The organism is Halovulum sp. GXIMD14794 (genome assembly GCF_054457455.1).
This window is the reverse complement of sequence record NZ_JBTLNF010000004.1, coordinates 406,076-424,981: the sequence shown is the minus strand read 5'-3', so window position 1 is coordinate 424,981 and position 18,906 is coordinate 406,076. Positions and strand designations below refer to the sequence as shown.

The following is an 18,906-nucleotide window of genomic DNA, read 5'->3' as shown; positions in this document are numbered from 1 at the left end:
GTATCACCGAAGTTTGGGGTTGAGCGCATCGCGCAGCCAGTCGCCGATCATATTGACCGACAGCACGATCAGGCACAGCTGGACGGCCGGAAACACGACGATCCACCACAGGCCCGAGAACAGGTATTGGTTGCCGATCCGGATCAGCGTCCCGAGGCTGGGCTGGTCCGGTGGCATGCCAACACCGAGAAAGCTGAGCGTCGCCTCGGACAGTATAGCCAGGCCAAAGTTCAGCGTCGCGGCGACCATGATGGGGGTCAGGCAGTTCGGCAGGATGTGGTGCAGCATGATCCGCCAGGATTTTACGCGGATCAGCCGGGCGGCCTGCACGTATTCCTTCTTGCGCTCGACCATGGCCGAGGCACGGACAGTGCGGGCGTACTGCACCCACGAGGGCACCGCGATCGCCATGATCAGGATCGGTGCGGCCAGCGCATCCTTCAGGCCCGCCGGTAGCGAGGCGGTGGCAATGGCGGTGATCAGGATCGCGATCAGGATGAAGGGCATCGACAACAGCACGTCGCCGATGCGCATGATGACGTTGTCGACCCGGCCGCCGAAATAGCCCGAGATCAGCCCCAGCGTCAGCCCGACGCTGAGCGCGACCATCACCGAGGCGAAGCCGATCACCAGCGAGATCCGCGAGCCGTAGAGGATCGCCGACAGGATGTCCCGGCCCTGCGTATCCGTGCCCAACACGTAGGGCCACTGGCCTTCGGCTGCCCAGATCGGCGGGATCTCGGCATTCCAGAGTTCCAGCGCGGCGAGGTCATAGGGGTTCTGTGGCGTGATCAGCGGCGCCAGCAGCGCGGTGACCGCGACAAGCGCCAGCAGCACGGCAGCGAAAACCGCGCTGGGATGGCTTTTGAACGAATGCCACAGGTCGCTGTCGCGCATCCGTCTCAGGCGCGAGGTCTTCGGCTGCGGGGCGGGGCGGGCTTGGGTCATGGGTGCAGCGGTCTCAGCCATTGGAGCCTCCGGCGCGGGCGGTATCGTCACGCAGCCTCGGATCCACCCAGGCGTAGGTGATGTCGACCAGCGTGTTCAGCGCGACGAAGATGAAGGAAACGAGCATCAGGTAAGCGGCCATCACCGGTATATCGACGAAGGTCACCGCCTGGATGAACAGCAGGCCCATGCCCGGCCACTGAAAGACCGTCTCGGTCACCAGCGCAAAGGCGATGAGGTTGCCGATCTGCATGCCCGTCAGGGTGATGACCGGCATCAGGCAGTTGCGCAGCGCGTGGCGCCAGTGGACGCGGGCCGCGGGAACGCCCCGCGCGCGGGCGAACTTGACATAGTCGGTGCGCAGCGTCTCGAGCATCTCGGCCCGGACCAGCCGCATCACCAGCGTGATCTGGAAGGTGGAAAGCGAAACGGCAGGCAGCACCAGCGCCGCGCGGCCCGACGGCGTCAGCAGCCCCATGGACCACCAGCCGATATCCACTGTCTCGCCCCGCCCGAAGGCTGGCAGCCAGCCCAGCGTGACCGAGAAGGCGAGGATCAACAGGATCCCGACCACGAAACTTGGCAGCGAGACTCCGACGATGGAGCCGAGTTGCAGCGCATCCGCCAGCCGGCTGTCCCGGTGGACGGCGGTGATCACCCCGAGTGGGATACCTACGACCAGCGAGATGATCGTCGCCACCAGCACCAGCTCGAAGGTTGCCGGGAAGCGCTCCTTGATCAGCACCATCACGTCCTGCTGGTTCCGGTAGGAGATCCCGAACTCACCCTGCACGGCATTGGTGACGAAGCGTGTGTACTGGGTCACGAACCCGTCGTTCAGTCCAAGCCGTTCGCGCAGTTCGGCGCGGTCCTGCTGGGTGGCCTGCTCGTTCACCATCATCTCGACCGGGTCGCCGAAGAACCGGAAGATCAGGAAGGCCAGCAGCGCCACGGCCAGCATGACGAAGGCGGCATTGGCGGTCCGCTTGATGAGAAAGGCGAGCATGGCGGTCTCCTGCAGGGCGGAAGGGGCCGGGCCCACGCGGGCCCGGCCGTAGGGGATCAGCTGTCCGAGCCGACCTTGGCGAACCACAGACGCGGCTTGTTGTCAGGGAACAGAGGCATGTCCGCGACCGCATCCGTGACCGCCCAGGCCATCGGCTGCTGGTGCAGCGGGATCATGATGTGCTCGTCCTTGACGATCTGCAGCGCCTGGGTCTCCAGCGACAGGCGTTTTTCCAGATCCAGCTCGCTACCAGCGGCCTGCACCAGCGCGTCCAGTTCGGGGTAGGACCAGCCGCCCCAGTTGAACACGCCCGAGTTGCCTTCCTTGCTGTGGAAGATCTGGATCAGCGGCGAGTAGGCATCCAGCATCGGCAGCGTGGCCCAGCCCAGCGTGTAGACATCGGTCTTGCCGGTGGTCCGCTTGGGCGATTGCACCGCACGCGGCGCGACGTCCAGTTTCGGCGCAAGGCCGATACGGCTCCACATCGAGGCGATCGCCTGGCAGAACTGTTCCTCGTTCACCAGCCCGTCCGAGAGGCAGTTGAACTCGAACTCCAGGCCCTCGGGCACACCGGCCTCGGCCAGCAGCGCCTTGGCGGCCTCGGGATCGTGCTCGGGCAGGGTATCCAGTTCCTCGGCATAGCCGGGGATCGGCGGCGCGATGGTGGCGCCGGCGATGCGGGACTTGCCACGCATGACCTTCTGGTGGATCAGGTCGAGGTCGATCGCCTTGTAGAGCGCCTCGCGCACCTTGATGTCCGAGAACGGGTTCGGCTCGCCGGTGGTCAGCGTCTCGCGGAACGGAAAGCCGATCATGACGGTGCGCAGATCGACGCCTTCCAGCACATTGACGTTGGGCGCGGCCTCGAGGCGCGGCAGATCCTGCACCGGGGCGTCGTTGGTGAAGTTGATCTCGCCCGACAGCAGGGCGGCAACGCGGGTGGCAGCCGAGGTCACTGGGCTCAGCTCGACCCGGTCGAGATTGTGCTGCGGCTCGTCCCACCAGTCGGGGTTCACGACGAACACGGTCTTGGCGTCCGGCTGGCGGCTTTCGACGATGAACGGGCCGGTGCCGTTGGCGTTGTAGGTGGCGAAACCCTCGGTGCCCGCGCCGATGTCGGTGGGCAACAGGGCGTCGTTCTCGGTCATCCACTCCTCGTCGAAGATGTGGATGTTGGTCAGATCGTTCAGCAGCAGCGGGTAGGTGCCGTTCAGCGTGATGTCGACGGTCAGATCGTCAACCACGGCCGAGCTGACATAGGCCGGCAGATTGCCCTTCAGCGGCGAGGTCTCGTGGCTGACGCGGGCCAGCGAGGCGACAACGTCGGCGGCAGTGAACGGGTTGCCGTTATGAAAGGTGACACCCTCGCGCAGTTTGAAACGCCACGTCACCTGGTCGTCCAGGATCTCCCAGCTTTCGGCAAGAGCCGGCTCGATCTTCAGGTCCTTGTTGTAGCGGACCAGCCCTTCGTAGACGTGGTTCAGCACGTTGATCGTGAAGCTGTCCCCGAAGGAATAGGGGTCGAGCGAGCCGATGTCGCGGTTGGCGCCCCATTTCAGCACGTTTTCGGCCTGCACCGCGCCCGCCAGCGTGGCAAGCGCCGCCGTCGCGAGAAGGAAATTTCTGGGTTTCATGATCTCGGTCCCTGTTGGTTCGGATTGTATTTCAGAATCGACCAGATTGGATACGATGCACTTCTGATGGACTGGTGTATTCAGGTTTGCAAGAAAATTGTATCCAGTTGACGAGATAAATCGTATGCGTCATGAATTATGCGCATTTGGTAGGCAGCGAGTGAAATGAGCGAGAGCAAGAACAGCCTGACCTATTCGGTCTATGACCTGCTTCGCCGGGCGATCATCGAGCAGGCGCTCAAACCTGGCATGCGCCTGCCGGAAGACACGGTCGGCGAGCAGTTCGGCGTCAGCCGGACCATCGTGCGGCACGCACTGGTTCGCCTTGAAAATGAGGGGCTTGTGGTAACGCGGCGCAACCGCGGCGCTTTCGTTGCCGAGCCCTCGCAGGAAGAGGCCGAGCAGATCTTCGAAGTTCGCCATTGCCTGGAAACCGAGGTGATCCGGCTGCTCTGCAAGCGCATGCCACGAAGTGGTTACGACCAGCTCGAAGCGCATGTCCGTAACGAAGAGGCGGTGCGCGGCAAGGACGGCCCGGTCTCGATTCGCCTGGCTGGGGAATTCCACATGCTGCTGGCCGAATTGACCGGCAACGCGGTGCTCGCCCGCTATGTCTCCGAGGTTGTGCTGCGCTGCTCTCTGATCATGTCGATGTACGCGCGGGTGCACTCCTCCGACTGCGCAGTGGACGAGCATTCGCAGATCATCAACGCGATCCGCGACGGCGACGAGGCGCGCGCCATCCGGATCATGGAACATCACCTCGGTGCCGTCGCCGAACGTGCCGACCTGAAGCCCGAGCCGGACAATGTGCGCTCGATCCTGTCGCATTACGGAAAGGAACTGGCGCAATGACTCATCACGCCCTCGATTTCGCCGCGCTGACCCCGCGCGAGGCCTACAAGGTCATGATCGGTACCATCGTGCCGCGTCCTATCGCCTGGGTCACGACGATCTCGTCCGACGGGGTGGTGAACGCCGCGCCCTACTCCTTCTTCAACTGCCTGTCCGCCGATCCACCGATCCTTGCGCTTGGCGTCGAGAACAAGCCCGACCGCAGCTTCAAGGACACCGCCTGGAACATCCGCATGACCGAGTGCTTCACGGTCAATATCGTCGACCGCACCAACGTGCCCGCGATGGCCGAAACGGCGGCAGGCTTCGCCCCCGAGGTGGACGAGCTTGCGATGGCCGGTCTGACCGCCGCGCCTGGCGTGCAGGTCGCCTGCCCCCGGATCGCCGAGGCTCCGGTCGCGTTCGAATGCCGCCGCTATCTGGGGATCGAGGTCAGTTCAGCCCGCGAGATCATCCTGGGCCGGATCGTTATGGCACATGTCCGCGAGGACATCATCGACACCGGAACCTACTACTCGGATCATTCCCGGCTGGACGCGATCGGACGGATGGGAGGCGATGGCTACGCTGGGACGGCGGATTACTTCGACTACCCGACGCCCTCGGCGGACGAAGTTGCGGACCGCCGGAAGCTTCGCAAAGCTGGCTGAGGGCCACAGCTTGATGTTGGCGAACGTGCGCCCTCGCACGGTCCGGGCCGGTGCGCCCGCTTGCACGGAATCCTGCGGCTGACTACTGAAAAGGGGGGACGCGTTTAGAGCGGCCCTGCACTGCCGGCGCTGGCGACGGGGCCGGGACTGAATTTCAATCGCCGCCGGCACCCGCGGGCGCCGATGCGGCCAGATCCGGAAGACATCCATGCGACGCTTCTTTGCACTCGCCATCTTGCTGCTGCCGCTGCCTGCGCTGGCACAGGAGGTTCCGCAGATCCACGTCACCGGTCAGGGGGAGGTCTCTGTCGCGCCAGACCTGGCGCGGGTCCAGGTTGGCGTGACGACCCAGGCCGAAGCTGCAGCCGACGCACTCGCTGCCAACTCCGAAGCCACCGCCGCCGTTCTGGCTCGGCTTGCCGAGCAGGGCGTTGCCGAGGCTGACCTGCAGACCGGCAACCTGTCGCTCTATCCCCGGCGCGGGGACGCGCGGCCCGTGGACGGCACCGAACCGGCAATCGAGGCGTTCGTCGCGAACCACACCGTCAGTGCGACGGTGCGTGACCTCGATACGCTCGGGGGCATTCTCGATGCCGTGGTCTCGGACGGGGCGAACACCTTGGGTGGGCTGAGCTTCGGTCTTCAGGATCCGACCGAGGCGACCGACGAGGCCCGACGCAAGGCGGTGCAGGACGCCGTGCGCAAGGCCGGGCTCTATGCCGATGCCGCCGGAGTGGTGCTGGGCGAGATCGTCTCGCTGTCCGAGCCGACCGTGCGCAGCGGTCCGCAGCCGATGATGGCCATGGAGTCCGATATGATGCGCGGCGCAGTGCCAGTCGCCGAGGGCGAAGTGACGGTGAGCGCCACGGTAAACATGAGTTTTGCCATCGGCGAGTGATGCGGGGAGGGCGGCGACGGGGCCGCCCTTCTCACTCCGATGCGACCGGAGGTACCGCTTTCAGGTAGACCGCGATTGCCTCGCGGTCTTCGGCGGGCAGTTGCGAGGTGTTTCGGATGACCGAGACCATCGATCCGCCTGCGCTGTCGAAATCCGGGGTGAAGCCGCTTTCGAGGTAATAGGCGATGTCGGATGCGGCCCAATCCAGCCCGCCCGGCGTAATGTTGGGGATCGAACCCTCGCCATCCGGGTTCGGCCCGCCAGAGAGCCAGGCGTCGTATCTCAACCCGCCCATCGCGTCGCGCGGCGTGTGGCATTCGCCGCAATGCCCAGGCCCTTCGACCAGGTAGCGCCCGCGTTCGACCAGCGGGTCGGACACATCGGCAAGCACCGGCGAGGGATCGAGGTTCAGCATCTTCCAGAGCCCGATGCCGCGGCTGATATTGAACGGGAAACCCATCTCGTGCGGCTGACTCGCGACGTCCGATGGCGGTAGCGTCTTGAGATAGGCGAAGAGATCCAGCAGATCCCCGTCTGTCATCCGCGCGTAGCTGGTATAGGGAAAGGCGGGGTAATAGTGCCGCCCGCGCGGCGAGGTGCCCTCTCGCATGGCGGTGACGAACTCGGCCTCGGTCCAAGCGCCGATACCCGCCTCGGGGTGCGGCGAGATGTTGGGCGCAAGAAACGTTCCGAAATCGCTTTCGATCCGTAGGCCACCGGAAAGGACCAGCTTCTGGTCTTCCTCGGCCTCGGGAGCTGCGTGGCAAGACGTGCAGCCTCCGGCGGTGAAAACCAGCTTTCCAGCCTCGGCGTCGGCCTGGTGCGCGGGAAGGGCGGCGGCGCTGACCCGTGCAGGACGGGTCAGCCACCAGAAACCTGCGGCCCCCAGGACCGCGAGGCCCGCCAGGACCGCAATAACGCGGCGCATGGCTGGTCCTTACTTCTTGGTGCGGTAGGTCTCGTGGCAGGACTGGCAGTTCTTGCCGATGGTGCCGAAGGCGGCGGCGAGCTGTTCCTTGTCCCGCGGCGCCTGCTGCTGGGCAGCTTCGATGTCGCTGCGGAAGGTGGCGACGGCGCGTTCGAATCCGGTGAAGTCTTCCCAGATCTTCTCGGAGGCGACGAACTCGTTCGAACCAGCGCCGGCGGTGCCCTCGGGGAAGAGGTTCTCGAAATTCATCGAAGCGGAATGCATCTCGGCCAGTGCCGCGTTGGCGCGGTCGGCGTTGAACTCGGTCTCGCCCTTGAGCATGTCGCCGATCGTCTTGGCGCCGCTGCCGACCTTCTTCATCGCGGCTTCGCGCTGTGCGACTTCGTTGACGTCCTGCGCGGCGAGAATGCCGGCCGAGCCGATTAAGGCGGTGGTGAGGATAGCTGCAAGAATAGGCTTGGTCTGCATAAGTCGAACTCCGATCAAGTCGCGTTGTCGGGCAATGCCCCGCGGCAGCTTGCTTCAATCCACACGCGCGACCAAGTGTCATATCTTCGTCGTTCACGCGGCCGTGATCGGCGGGTTATCCCGCAATCGCAGCGACTTGGAGGCGGGCGACTTGCCTTGTGAACGGGCGTTCAGTAACGTGATTGTCATGGCAAGACGCTCAGGATCGAGTGGCGAGCGCACCGCTCGCGAAGTTCGGGCCGCGGCGCTTCGGCTGTTCGCGGAACACGGCTATGCGGCCGTATCCATGCGGCAGATCGCGCAGGAAGTCGGTGTGGGCGTCGGGGCTCTCTACCTCTACACGCCCGACAAGCAGAGCCTTCTTGCTGACCTGATGATAGAGCATCTCGAGGAGCTTCTCTCGGCCTGGGGTGAGCAGCCCGACGAGATAGACAATCCTATTGCAAGTCTGGAGCGCTTCGTCCGATTCCATATCCGCTTTCACCTCGACCGCGTGGATCGCGTTTTCATCTCTTACATGGAACTGCGCAACCTGACGGATGAGAACTTCCTGCGGGTCGAGCGGCTGCGCCGGCTCTACGAGCAGGTGGTCGAGGACATCCTCCAGGATGGGGTCGTCGCGGGCGTCTTCCGTGTCTCGGACCCGCGAGTCGCCAGCCTCGCGCTAATCGCGATGCTCGCGGGAATCACCACGTGGTTCCGTGCCGGGGGACGGCTGCCTCCAGACCGGATCGAAGACATATATTGCGAGCTTGCTTTTGGCGCCGTAGGTGCTGCCGAGGCAACGGCACAAGGCGACGCGGTGAGCGAAACGGCCTGATCGCGCCGGTTGCCCGAGACAGGGTGACGCGGGGGTTTTGAGATACCGCGTGGTTTGGTAAACTGCCCGGAGTTCGGGGGGAGGACTGCCGGGGGTGACAAGCGCGCCCGTCGACCTATGTCCCTGAGACGTGCCGCAGCAGCTTCGGGACCTGCACCATGAGAGAGCGTGTCGACCCCCTTATCGAAGAACGGGCGCCGTGGCTTTACCGCAAGGGACCGCATATCCGCACGGTCCGCGGCCTGCTCCACCTTCTTCTTGGCTATGACCTGACCGTCAGTATCGGTGAGCAGCTTCAGCATCTTCCCGCGCCGGAGTTGATGGACGCGTTGTCGGCGATGATTGCCCACAATGTCGAGGTTTCGGGATTGGAGCGCATCCCCGAGGACGGTCCCGCGATGGTGGTGTGCAACCATCCCACCGGGATCGCCGACGGGATCATCCTGTGGTCCGTCCTGCGCCAGCGCCGTCCGGACCTGTTCTTCTTCGCCAACCGCGACGCGATCCGGGTCATGCCGCAGACCCACGAGATAATCGCTCCGGTCGAATGGCGGCCCGAGAAGCGCAGCCACGGCTCCAACCGCGAGACGCTGACCTATGCCGCGCAGGCGTTCAAGCAGGGCCGGATGGCGGTGCTGTTTCCGTCTGGGCGGCTGGCCAAGCGGCGAGGGCTGAAGCTCTACGAGCGGCCCTGGATGCCGTCGGCCGCGATGCTGGCGCGGAAGTACCAGCTGCCCGTCGTGCCGATCCACATCACGGCGCGGAACTCGGTGCTGTTCTACCTGTTCGACGCGATCCACCCGACACTACGGGATGTCACGTTGTTCCACGAGGTCATCAACAAGAACGACCACACCTTCAGGATTCGGGCCGGTCGGGTCCTCGACGGCGCTCAGCTTTCGCGTGACAGCTCCGCGGCCACTCAGGAACTCTATCGCGCAACCATGCGTGCGGCCGTGGATGAGGGTGATTATTCGGTCCTGATTCCCAGCGCTCGTCCCAGTTGGGTGAAGCGCCAGATCACAGCGCTTAGCCGGTAAGAACTTTCTAGTTTCGGACGCGGGTGCGCCGGAAAAGAAAGGCTATCTGCTTATTTTGTCTTGTCTTTGCCGGAAAGCTTCTAGCCGGACCGTAATATCACTGCCTGCGTTGTCCCAAACTCGTGCGCCAGTCGGCTGTGCCTACGTCCCTCGAATGCGAAGTTCCATTGCCACGTTGGTAGTTGCTTCTTTTGCATCCAGGTCCTCTACCATGCTTTAGGCTGCGTCTTTGTTGCCGCCCGCGTTGGCCATCGCCAGAACTGAGAGTGCTGCGCAAAGTCCGAGTGTCACGACGCGGGTCTTCATGGGATTCTCCTCCCAATTTCGCTTGCTGTGACGCTGCGTAGAGCAAGGCCTTCCGGATCATTTGGTAAGCAGTGCGATGCCCCAGCATGGTACTCCGGAGCATCGATTTGGCGACGTTTATTGCGGCAGTTGTTCCGATCAGAGCCCTTCGTAGATCGGGAACGCGTCGCAGAGCATCTTGACCTTCGCCTTCACGCGCTCTTCCACCTCGGCATTACCTTCGGGGCCGTTGGCGGCCAGGCCGTCAACGACTTCTACGATGAGTTCGCCGATCTCGCGGAACTCGTCCTCACCGAAACCACGGGTGGTGCCCGCTGGAGTGCCGAGACGGATGCCGCTGGTTACGGTGAACTTCTCGGTATCGAAGGGGATGCCGTTCTTGTTGCAGGTGATGTGCGCACGACCCAGGGCCTTCTCGGCGTCGTTCCCCTTCACGCCCTTTGGGCGCAGGTCCACCAGCATGACATGGGTGTCGGTGCCGCCGGTGGTGATCGCCAGACCGCCGTCGATCAGGGTCTGGGCCAGCACCTGCGCGTTCTTCACGACCTGCTTCTGGTACTCGGCGAATTCGGGGCGCAACGCCTCGCCGAACGCCGCGGCCTTGCCGGCGATGACGTGCATCAGCGGGCCGCCCTGCAAGCCGGGAAACACGGCCGAGTTGATCTTCTTGGCGATCGCCTCGTCATTGGTTAGGATCAGGCCGCCGCGCGGACCGCGAAGGGTCTTGTGCGTGGTCGAGGTCAGGACGTGCACGTCCTCAATCTGGTTCGGATAGACGCCGCCCGCGATCAGGCCGGCGAAATGCGCCATGTCGGCCATAAGGTAGGCGCCGACCTTGTCGGCCACCGCGCGGAACCGCTTCATATCGATGATCCGCGGGATCGCCGAGCCGCCGGCCAGGATCAGCTTGGGCTTGTGCTCGAGCGCCAGGGCTTCCAGCTGGTCGTAGTCGATGTCCAGCGTATCCTCGCGCACGCCGTAGTGGATCGCGTTGAACCATTTGCCCGACATGTTGGGCGGCGCGCCGTGGGTCAGGTGCCCGCCCGAGGCCAGGTCCATCGCCAGGTACGTGTCGCCGGGCTGGAGCAGTGCCAGGAACACCGCTTGGTTCGCCTGGCTGCCCGAGTTCGCCTGAACGTTGGCAAACTTGGCGCCGAACAGCTTGCAGGCGCGTTCGATGGCCAGGTTTTCGGCCACGTCGACATGTTGGCAGCCGCCGTAGTAGCGGCGGCCGGGATAACCCTCGGCGTACTTGTTCGTCAGCACCGAGCCCTGGGCTTCCATCACGGCGGCCGAGACGATGTTCTCGGAGGCGATAAGCTCGATCTCGTCGCGCTGGCGGGTGAGCTCGTCGGTGATGGCAGCGGAAAGCTCGGGGTCGCGGCTGGCAAGTGGCTCGGTGAAGAAGCCGTCGTCGCGCACAATGTCCTTCATCGGTCAGGGTTCCCCCGGATGGTTTCGGTTGGCGCGGTCAATACGCCAATTGGCGCGAGCCATAAAGCCCGATAGCGACGCACCTCGACGCTTCTCGCGCCTCCAAACGTCGCCAATCGGCAACAACTGCCGTGCATCGGCGCCGCGATCCCGCTTGCAAGCCCGGACCATGACCTTAAAGATGCCCTCAGCCGCGCAGCGAGGGGAGGGCCGCACTTGGCCTTTGACAGGATCAGCTTCACCGCCTCGTCGGCGCCGGTGGCGCAGCAGGCGCGCGAAAGGCTGGCCAGGCGTTATGGCGATTATCCGACCGAGTCGGCGGATGTGGTCGTGGCACTGGGGGGGGACGGGTTCGCGCTGACGACGTTGCACGACACACAGCACCTGAACATCCCGGTCTACGGCATGAACCGTGGCACGGTGGGCTTCCTGATGAACACCTATGCCGAGAACGGATTGCGCGAACGCCTGGACGCCGCCGAGCTTGCCGAGCTGCATCCCTTAAGGATGACCGCGACCACGCTCTGGGGCCGGATGCAGGAGGCGCTGGCGATCAATGAGGTCAGCCTGCTGCGTGCCGGGCCGCAGGCCGCCAAGCTGCGGATCATCGTCGACGGTCAGACCCGGATGGAAGAGCTGGTCTGCGACGGCGCGTTGCTTAGCACCCCGGCCGGATCGACCGCCTACAACTATTCCGCCCATGGACCGATTCTGCCGATTGGCGCGGGGGTTCTTGCGTTGACCGCAATGGCCGCTTTCCGGCCCCGGCGCTGGCGCGGTGCGCTGTTGCCGAGCGATGCTAAGGTGCGGATCGAGGTCCAGGAAGAGGACAAGCGCCCAGTTCTGGCCGCTGCCGATGGGCTGGAGGTTCGCGACGTGACCGCCGTCGACATCCGGACCGAGCCCGAGGTGACGCACCGGATGCTGTTCGATCCAGGGCACGGGCTGGAAGAGCGGCTGATCCGGGAACAGTTCGTCTGACCTTGCCAAGCGAGGCAGCCTCGCAGAGAAGGGAGTACCGGCCGCGCACCGCAACCACGGAGAAACGACACCTTGGCACTGAGCCCGCAGCAACAGGTCCGCTATTGGGGTATCGCCGCCGTGGTGCTCGTGGCTTTCCTGTGGGTCATGGGAAACACGCTGCTGCCGTTCCTGATCGGTGCCGCCATCGCCTACCTTTTGAATCCGGCCGCCAGCCGGTTGCAGGCCGCAGGCTTGCCGCGAGTTGCGGCCACGGCACTGATCACCGGGATCGCGGTACTGCTTCTGGTACTGACCGGGCTGGTCGTGATCCCGTTCCTCGTGGGCCAGATTGGCGATTTCATCGACGCGCTGCCGGGCCTGGTCGAGCAGTTCCGCAACCAGATGGACCTGCGCTACCCGGAACTTTTTGCCGAGGGCTCTGCCGTACGGCGTGGGCTGGCTGGGATGGAAGACGCGCTGCGCGAGGGCGGGCTGAAGGTCGTGACCTCGGTCCTGACCTCGTCGCTGGCGTTGATCGACTTCCTGCTGGTGCTGGTGCTGGCACCGGTCGTTGCTTTCTACCTGCTGATGGACTGGGATCGGCTGATCGCGGGAATCGACGATCTGCTGCCGCGTGAGCATGCCCCCGAGGTGCGCCGCCTGGCCTCCGAGGTCGACGAGGTGCTCAGCGGGTTCGTGCGCGGGCAACTCTCGGTTTGCCTGTTGTTGGGCGGGTTCTATGCAATCTCGCTGGCGCTTATCGGATTGCAGTTCGGCGTGGTCGTCGGCCTGTTCGCGGGGCTGGTGTCGTTCATACCCTTCGTCGGCTCGATTCTTGGCGGCATCCTGTCGGTCGGGCTGGCGCTGTTCCAGTTCTGGGGCGAATGGCAGTGGGTCGCTGCGGTGGCAGCGGTGTTCGTCGCGGGCCAGATGATCGAGGGCAATGTGCTCAGCCCCAAGATCGTCGGCGACAAGATCAAGCTGCATCCTGTCTGGCTGATCTTCGCGTTGTCCGCGTTCGGCGCGCTGTTGGGCTTCTCCGGTCTGCTGATCGCGGTGCCGGCAGCAGCAGTGGTTGGCGTGCTGATCCGCTACGCGGTGGCACAGTACAAGTCCGGGCGTCTCTACACTGGACCCACCGCCGGGTCTGCCGGCCGTGACGCGGCGGAATAGGATGACGGGCCAGCTTGCACTCGATCTTGGCCGGCGCCCCGCGCTGGGGCGAGAGGCATTCCTTGTCTCGTCGGCCAATGCCGGCGCGCTCGCGGCGGTGGACGCCTGGGCTGACTGGCCCGGCGGCAAGCAGGCGCTGGTTGGCGGGCCAGGCACCGGCAAGACGCACCTGGCGCATGTCTGGGCGGAAAGCGCGGGGGCGCTTGTAGTACAGGCGTCGGCTCCGGGGCCGCTGGCGCTCGACGCGGACCTTCTGGCGGTCGAGGATGTCGACCGGATCGCCGGGGATCGTGCCGCCGAGGAGCGACTTTTCCATATTCACAACGCCGTTCTGTCGCGGGGTGGGCGGCTGTTGCTGACGGGGCGCGCCGCGCCCAACCACTGGCCTCTGGTACTCCCGGACCTGGCGAGCCGCGTGTCCGCTGCCGGGGTCGCCCGGCTGGACGCGCCGGATGAGGCGCTTATGGCCGGGGTATTGGTCAAGCTGTTCGCGGACCGGCACATCTTGCCGAAGCCGGGGCTGATCGACTTCCTCGTGCCCCGTCTGGAGCGTTCTTTCGCTGCGGCCGAGGCCGCCGTTGCCCGGCTCGACGCCGCCGCCCTGTCTGAAGGGCGCGCCGTCGGGGTTCGCCTTGCTTCGGCGACGCTTGACCTCTGAGGCGCGTCCTCTCAGAGACCGCCGCGTGCAATCTGCCGTGCGATTTCCGCGATGACCGATCCCTTGGCTGCGGCGACCGAAGCCAGGTTCTCAGGCTGGTAGGGGGCCGAGGCGGCGAAGCGGCCGGTGACCTCGCGCCCGCTGCCACCGCGCGGAGCGATGTAGTACTGGCCCGAGGCACGGAATACGCCGTCCGGGTCCGCGACGAGGCGGTCGAAGCGCACTTCCAGTTCGGAATCCGGCAGATCCGCCAGCGGCCAGGGGCTTTCCGCCACCCGTGCTCCGGTCAGCGCCGACAAGTATGTGACTAGCCCCCGCGAGATGGCTCGTACGGGCTCGTCCGCCCAAAGGACTTCGGTATCCGACCGCAAGCTGGCGTCAGCCGAGCGGACCGAAATGGTCTCGAGCTCGGCGTATAGTGGCAGCGACACCTCCCGCAACTCGACCGAACTTGAGGCGACGCGGATCTGCTCTTGCGGCGGCGGGATGGGCACTTCGTAGCGCAGCGGGCCCTCGGTCGATCCGCAAGCGGCGAGCGTGAACGTCAGAAGCGCGGCGGCGGTCGTTCGGATCATGTCATCTTCCCAGGATCAAGGAGTTCGGGTCGCGCTCGATTGCGCGGGAGAGCGAGTTGACCGAGCGGGCGGCCCCTTCGACCGCCGATAGCATTCGGCTGATCTCGGAGTAGAGGCGCGAATTCGAGTCGACCGAGGACAGCGTCAGCCGTGCCTGATCCGAGAGCGTCTGCAATCGCGCGGTCAGGGCTGGCAAGCTCTCGGCGGCGGTGGCGACGGATTCCGCCGCCTCGCGAGCCGCGGCAAGCGTCGCGTTGGTGTTCTCGGCGACGCCGCCTTCGCGTAGGTCGGCGAGCACCGCCTCGATCTGCGCCAAAGCACCGTTCAACGCGCCGGGAAGGGCCTGCGCGTCATCGGTTCCGATCACCCTGCGGGCATCGGCCAGCAGACCTTCGGCCTCGGCGGCGAGTTGGTCCAGCGGCACCTGCTCGGCGCGGGTCGCGATATTGTCCAGCCGTTCGGTAAGGCCTGGCAACGCTTCGGTCGCCTCGGCGACAGAGGCGGCGGCGCGGCGTGCATCGGTCAGGGTCAGGCTGATGTCGGCCGAAAGCTGCTGGGCATCGACCGCGCCCAGCAGGTCACGGGCACGTTGCAGGGCTTCCTCCAGCGAAGCGAGCGCGGCCCCGGCCTGCGAGGGCAGCGCTTGCGCCGCTTCGGTTGCGGTAAGGCCGCGCAGGTTTTCGAGCACGCCGGAAAGCTGTTCGGCGATGCGGTCGAGCGGCAGGTCCTGCACATTAGCAGCGGTCGCGTCGAGCCGCCCCATCAGGCCGGGCACCTGATCCGCCGCGGCGGCCAGATCCTCGGTCAGTTGGCGGGCGCTGGCGAGCGTTGCGGCCAGATCCTCTGAAACCGTGCCCTCGGCCAGACCCGCAACCAGTTCGCGCGCGTCTGCGACGGCGCTGCCCAGATCGGTGAGAGCGGTTTCGACCTGCGCCGGGATGCCCTGGATCGCGGGGTCGGAGAGCACGTTCCGCGCATCGGTCAGCAGGCCGTCGGCATTGGCTACCACGTCGCCGAGCGGCAGCTCCTGCACCTTGCCCGCTAGCGTTTGCAAATCTTCGACCAGCGCGGGCAGATCCTCGGCGGTCAGGGCGATGCCGTCTGCGGCGCGCGCCGCCGCCTCGAGCGTCTGGGCCAGCTGCTCGGCGGCGCCGGCCTCGGTCAGCCGGGCGATCAACTGCTCGGCCTGACCGGCGGCGGATTCGAGGCTGCCCAGCAGGTTGCCGACCTGTTCGGGCAGCGCCTGGACTTCATCCGAGTCGACCACGCCGCGTGCCGCCGCCATCAGGTCGGCGGTCTCCTGCGGGATGCGGCGGATGTTCTCGTCCTCGAGGATCCCGTTGACGTTCTGGAGCACGCCCACGGCCTCGTCCATCATGTCCTCGAAGGGAAGGTTGGCGACACGGTCGATCAGCCCTTCGACCGAGCTTGCAGTTCCACTGCCTTCGTAGGGCAGGGTGGGGAACTCGGGGAACGGGGTGTCGGTGGCGGCGAATTCCGCTGGTGCGGCACCGTCCACGGGGGAGACCACGATCCGCAGGCCGCCGGTCAGGATGCTGGCGGGTTCTAGCTGCGCCCGCTGCCCGCGGGTGACGGCATCGGCCAGGAAATCCAGCGTCTGCTGCTGCGCGTCGTCGCCGGAGAAACCGAGCTTGGCCGGGTCTATCTCGGCGGTAGCGAGCATCCGCACCCGCCCGTCGTTGAAGCGATCCTCGTCGACGACCCCGCTGACGGCGGCGACGCGCCCGACCTCGACGCCGCCGAGATCGATGGCGGCTCCGGCGTCAAGCCCGGCAGTGTCGCCTTCGAAGATCATCGAAAGGCGAACCATCGGCGCGCCACCGCTTGAGAACAGGCTGGAGCGGGCGTCCTGCTCGGAGGCGAACAGCTCGAAATTGGCATTTGGCTCGATCGGGCGCCCGGTGTTGATCACTGTATCGAAGCTGACACCGCCCGCCACGAGCGAGGCAAGGCTGGAGACATCAAGCTGCGCGCCGCCGGGGCCGAAGGTCAGACTGAAGCCGGAGGCGTTCCAGAACCGCGTCGCGGTGGTCACGTGCCGCGCGTAGGGCGCTTCGATGAAGGCCTCGGCGATGACCGAGTTGCCGTCCTCGGACAGCTGGGGGCGCCCAACGGCGCCGACCTCGATCCCTCGGTAGAGTACCGGCGTCCCCTCGGCCAGCCCGTCGCCGTCGCGGGATTCCAGCACCACCGTCACGCCCTCGCGGTCCGAGCGGCTGATCGGCGCTTGTTCGAGCCCGGTGAAGCGGTATTGCGAGGTCCCCGCGTTGGTGTCCCATATGCCTTCGATGTAGACACCGGAAATTACCGTCTCGAGGCCAGAGACGCCGCGCGTAGTCAGCTGCGGGCGCACGACCCAGAACTGGCTTTCACTGTCGACATAAGGCGCAACTTCGGGTTCCAGGCGCACCGAGACGATGACGTTCTCCAGCCCGGCGGCGAACTGCACTTTCTCGACAACGCCGACGGGGACATCGCGATAGTGGAGCGTTGTCTGCTTCGCGACCACGCCCGAGGCGTTCTCGAACAAGATCTCGATGACCGGGCCACGGCTGGCATAGTTTTGCCACACAACCAGAACCGAGATCAGCACGGCGATGATCGGCACCAGCCAGACGGGTGAGATCCGCTGCCAAAGCCCAGGTTTCGGGCCTTGCATCTGCGGATCGGGGAGCTGGTCGGTCATTCTGAAGGTCCGGTCTGGTCAAAGATCATGCGTGAATCGAAGCTTTGGGCCGAGAGCATCGTGAACACAACCGAAAGTGCGAAGGTCACTGCCGCGGGGCCTGGCGAGATCTCGACCAGTGAGCCGAGGTGAACCAGCGCCGACAGAATTGCGACGACGAAGACGTCGATCATCGACCAGCGGCCGATGAATTCGACAAGTTCATAAAGCAGATGCCTGTGGTGGTCGCTATGACGCCGCGCCCCGCGCACACTGATGGCGAGAAAGGCGACGGCCATGAACTTCCCCACCGGGATCGCCACCGAGGCGAAGAGGATCACGACGGCGACGCCATAGGAGCCCATTTCGAACAGTTCCACCGCGCCCCCGATGATGGTGCTCTGCTGCGTGCTCAGAAGAGTGCTGGTGGTGAGCATCGGATAAAGGTTGGCCGGGATGTAGGCGATCAACCCTGCGATCCACCAGGCCCAAACCCGCTGCAGGCTGGTGTCGTCTCGCGAGCGCAGACGGCTTCCGCAGCGGCTGCAGCGTTCCTGGCCTTGGGGCCAGACCCGGGTGCAGCGCGTGCAGGCCACAAGTCCCGCATCGCGGGCGGAAATTACCGGGGTGTGCGTTCCAGCGCCTGCCATATCGTCCATCGGCACATATAGCCGTCCTTGAGCACCGCCACTATGACCAGCGCCACGAACATCCAGAAGGCCGGCCCCAACACCACCGAGGCCAGGCCTGCGATCTTCACCAGCGCCACGGCGACGCCGATCATGAAGATCTCGGCCATCGACCAGGGGCGCAGCGTTTCGGACAGGCGGAACGCGCGTGCGGCCTGTCGTGCCGGGCCTCTCCCCATCACCAGCGGGCCGATGACGTAGACCAGCAGCAGCATCCTGAGCACCGGGATAAAGATGATCATCGCTGCGACCGCGATCGAAAGTCCGATCAGCGGACCTTCGGAAAAGGCCAGCGCCGCATCGAAGACCGAGCTTTCGTTCGTTACCCCGGCAGCCGAGATCCCCAGGAACGGCAAGAAGGTCGCACCGAACATCAGGATCATCACGGTGATCGCCAGCGCCAGCACGCGCAGAAAAGCGCCGCGCCGAGGGGCAATCAGCACTGTTCCGCAGCGGATGCAGCGCGCGTTGCCTCCGTCGGGTGGCGTCGTTGCGTGATGCAAGGCGTCGCACTGGGGGCAGGCGATCAGCGACTCGAGGGGCATATCCTCCAGCGATGTCATGCGGACCGGTGTCCCTTTTGCGGTGCGAAAGCCATGGGCTGCCACCATAGTTGGCTTGGGGGGAAGGGCAAGCGACGCTTGACCCCTGTGTTGGCATTGCCCAGAACGGAGACCGCCGCCACGGAGCCTGCCTCATGCACATCTCGGAATTCCGCGTCTACTACGAAGACACAGACATGGCCGGGATCGTCTACTACGCGAACTATCTGAAGTACCTGGAACGGGGACGCTCGGACCTGGTGCGCGCGGCCGGGATCGACCAGGCCGCGATGCGCGAGGTGGGCATCGTGTTCGCGGTCGCCCGCGCCGAGATGGACTTTCGCGCCCCGGCCCGCTTCGACGAAGTGGTGACCGTCGAGACCCGGATCGGCCGCGTCGGCGGTGCGTCGCTGATCATGCCGCAGGTCATCCGCGTTGGCGATCGGCTGGTCGTGGAGGCGATGATACGCGTCATATGCATGACATTGGAGGGCCGGCCTGCGCGGTTTCCGGCGGAGGTCCGCGCGGCGCTTGCGAATCTGGCGCAGATTTGATCCGAAACACTGGACTTTGGGGCGTTTTTTCGACACAAACGCCCCTTAATTCGATATGGTGACGCGCAAGCCGACGATG

At 65.2% G+C, this 18,906-nt stretch carries 19 protein-coding genes; 9 read left to right on the top strand and 10 right to left on the bottom strand.

Annotated elements, in window-relative coordinates; genetic code table 11:
- Positions 1-3: 3 nt before the first annotated feature.
- The 3 genes from ACW9UR_RS08740 to ACW9UR_RS08730 are packed head-to-tail and all read right to left on the bottom strand — an operon-like array spanning position 4 to position 3,588.
- Complete coding sequence (locus ACW9UR_RS08740; RefSeq protein WP_458916580.1) at positions 4-969, bottom strand: ABC transporter permease; 966 nt, start codon at positions 967-969, stop codon at positions 4-6.
- A complete protein-coding gene (locus tag ACW9UR_RS08735) occupies positions 962-1,954 on the bottom strand; it encodes an ABC transporter permease (protein WP_458916579.1) in 993 nt (330 codons plus the stop codon). Before ACW9UR_RS08735 ends, ACW9UR_RS08740 begins: the two co-directional genes overlap by 8 nt.
- A 56-nt stretch (positions 1,955-2,010) precedes the next feature.
- Positions 2,011-3,588, bottom strand: a complete 1,578-nt coding sequence (locus ACW9UR_RS08730) for an ABC transporter substrate-binding protein (RefSeq protein WP_458916578.1) — start codon at positions 3,586-3,588, stop codon at positions 2,011-2,013.
- A 165-nt stretch (positions 3,589-3,753) separates the two neighbouring features.
- Between ACW9UR_RS08730 and ACW9UR_RS08725 the strand changes: the two genes are divergently transcribed.
- The 3 genes from ACW9UR_RS08725 (at position 3,754) to ACW9UR_RS08715 (ending at position 5,991) form a co-directional block, all read left to right on the top strand.
- Positions 3,754-4,443, top strand: a complete 690-nt coding sequence (locus tag ACW9UR_RS08725; protein ID WP_458916577.1) for a GntR family transcriptional regulator — start codon at positions 3,754-3,756, stop codon at positions 4,441-4,443.
- Complete coding sequence (locus tag ACW9UR_RS08720; protein ID WP_458916576.1) at positions 4,440-5,093, top strand: flavin reductase family protein; 654 nt, start codon at positions 4,440-4,442, stop codon at positions 5,091-5,093. The genes ACW9UR_RS08725 and ACW9UR_RS08720 overlap by 4 nt, the downstream gene beginning before the upstream one ends.
- Positions 5,094-5,301: 208 nt before the next feature.
- On the top strand, positions 5,302-5,991 hold the full coding sequence (locus tag ACW9UR_RS08715; protein ID WP_458916575.1) for an SIMPL domain-containing protein: 690 nt from the start codon (positions 5,302-5,304) through the stop codon (positions 5,989-5,991).
- Positions 5,992-6,022: 31 nt separating this feature from the next.
- Here the strand turns inward: ACW9UR_RS08715 and ACW9UR_RS08710 are convergent, their stop codons facing one another.
- Complete coding sequence (locus ACW9UR_RS08710; protein ID WP_458916574.1) at positions 6,023-6,919, bottom strand: cytochrome c; 897 nt, start codon at positions 6,917-6,919, stop codon at positions 6,023-6,025.
- 9 nt (positions 6,920-6,928) lie between these two features.
- Entirely contained in the window at positions 6,929-7,387 is a 459-nt protein-coding gene (locus ACW9UR_RS08705; protein WP_458916573.1) for a c-type cytochrome, read from the bottom strand.
- Positions 7,388-7,574: 187 nt separating this feature from the next.
- Here ACW9UR_RS08705 and ACW9UR_RS08700 point away from each other — a divergent pair, with 187 nt between their 5' ends.
- Positions 7,575-8,207, top strand: coding sequence for a TetR/AcrR family transcriptional regulator (locus ACW9UR_RS08700; RefSeq protein ID WP_458916572.1), 633 nt, complete (start codon positions 7,575-7,577; stop codon positions 8,205-8,207).
- A 158-nt stretch (positions 8,208-8,365) separates the two neighbouring features.
- Entirely contained in the window at positions 8,366-9,247 is an 882-nt protein-coding gene (locus ACW9UR_RS08695) for a 1-acyl-sn-glycerol-3-phosphate acyltransferase (RefSeq protein WP_458916571.1), read from the top strand.
- 444 nt (positions 9,248-9,691) lie between these two features.
- On the opposite strand, the gene glyA is transcribed toward ACW9UR_RS08695, so the two are convergent.
- Complete coding sequence (gene glyA, locus ACW9UR_RS08690; RefSeq protein ID WP_458916570.1) at positions 9,692-10,987, bottom strand: serine hydroxymethyltransferase; 1,296 nt, start codon at positions 10,985-10,987, stop codon at positions 9,692-9,694.
- A 216-nt stretch (positions 10,988-11,203) separates the two neighbouring features.
- Between glyA and ACW9UR_RS08685 the strand changes: the two genes are divergently transcribed.
- From ACW9UR_RS08685 to ACW9UR_RS08675, 3 genes are all read left to right on the top strand, one after another.
- Complete coding sequence (locus tag ACW9UR_RS08685) at positions 11,204-11,968, top strand: NAD kinase (RefSeq protein ID WP_458916569.1); 765 nt, start codon at positions 11,204-11,206, stop codon at positions 11,966-11,968.
- Positions 11,969-12,040: 72 nt separating this feature from the next.
- Entirely contained in the window at positions 12,041-13,123 is a 1,083-nt protein-coding gene (locus ACW9UR_RS08680; RefSeq protein WP_458916568.1) for an AI-2E family transporter, read from the top strand.
- A gap of 1 nt (position 13,124) precedes the next feature.
- Positions 13,125-13,781, top strand: coding sequence for a P-loop NTPase family protein (locus ACW9UR_RS08675; protein ID WP_458916567.1), 657 nt, complete (start codon positions 13,125-13,127; stop codon positions 13,779-13,781).
- 11 nt (positions 13,782-13,792) lie between these two features.
- Here ACW9UR_RS08675 and ACW9UR_RS08670 read toward each other — a convergent pair whose 3' ends face one another.
- From ACW9UR_RS08670 to ACW9UR_RS08655, 4 genes are read right to left on the bottom strand one after another with little or no spacing between them, the layout of a single operon-like run.
- On the bottom strand, positions 13,793-14,356 hold the full coding sequence (locus tag ACW9UR_RS08670) for a PqiC family protein (protein WP_458916566.1): 564 nt from the start codon (positions 14,354-14,356) through the stop codon (positions 13,793-13,795).
- 1 nt (position 14,357) lies between these two features.
- Positions 14,358-17,063: a PqiB family protein gene (locus ACW9UR_RS08665; protein ID WP_458916565.1), complete on the bottom strand. Its 2,706-nt coding sequence runs from the start codon at positions 17,061-17,063 to the stop codon at positions 14,358-14,360.
- Positions 17,060-17,692: a paraquat-inducible protein A gene (locus ACW9UR_RS08660; protein ID WP_458917166.1), complete on the bottom strand. Its 633-nt coding sequence runs from the start codon at positions 17,690-17,692 to the stop codon at positions 17,060-17,062. Before ACW9UR_RS08660 ends, ACW9UR_RS08665 begins: the two co-directional genes overlap by 4 nt.
- Entirely contained in the window at positions 17,662-18,294 is a 633-nt protein-coding gene (locus tag ACW9UR_RS08655; protein WP_458916564.1) for a paraquat-inducible protein A, read from the bottom strand. Before ACW9UR_RS08655 ends, ACW9UR_RS08660 begins: the two co-directional genes overlap by 31 nt.
- A gap of 134 nt (positions 18,295-18,428) precedes the next feature.
- Between ACW9UR_RS08655 and ybgC the strand changes: the two genes are divergently transcribed.
- Positions 18,429-18,827, top strand: a complete 399-nt coding sequence (gene ybgC / locus ACW9UR_RS08650; RefSeq protein WP_458916563.1) for a tol-pal system-associated acyl-CoA thioesterase — start codon at positions 18,429-18,431, stop codon at positions 18,825-18,827.
- Positions 18,828-18,906: the final 79 nt, after the last annotated feature.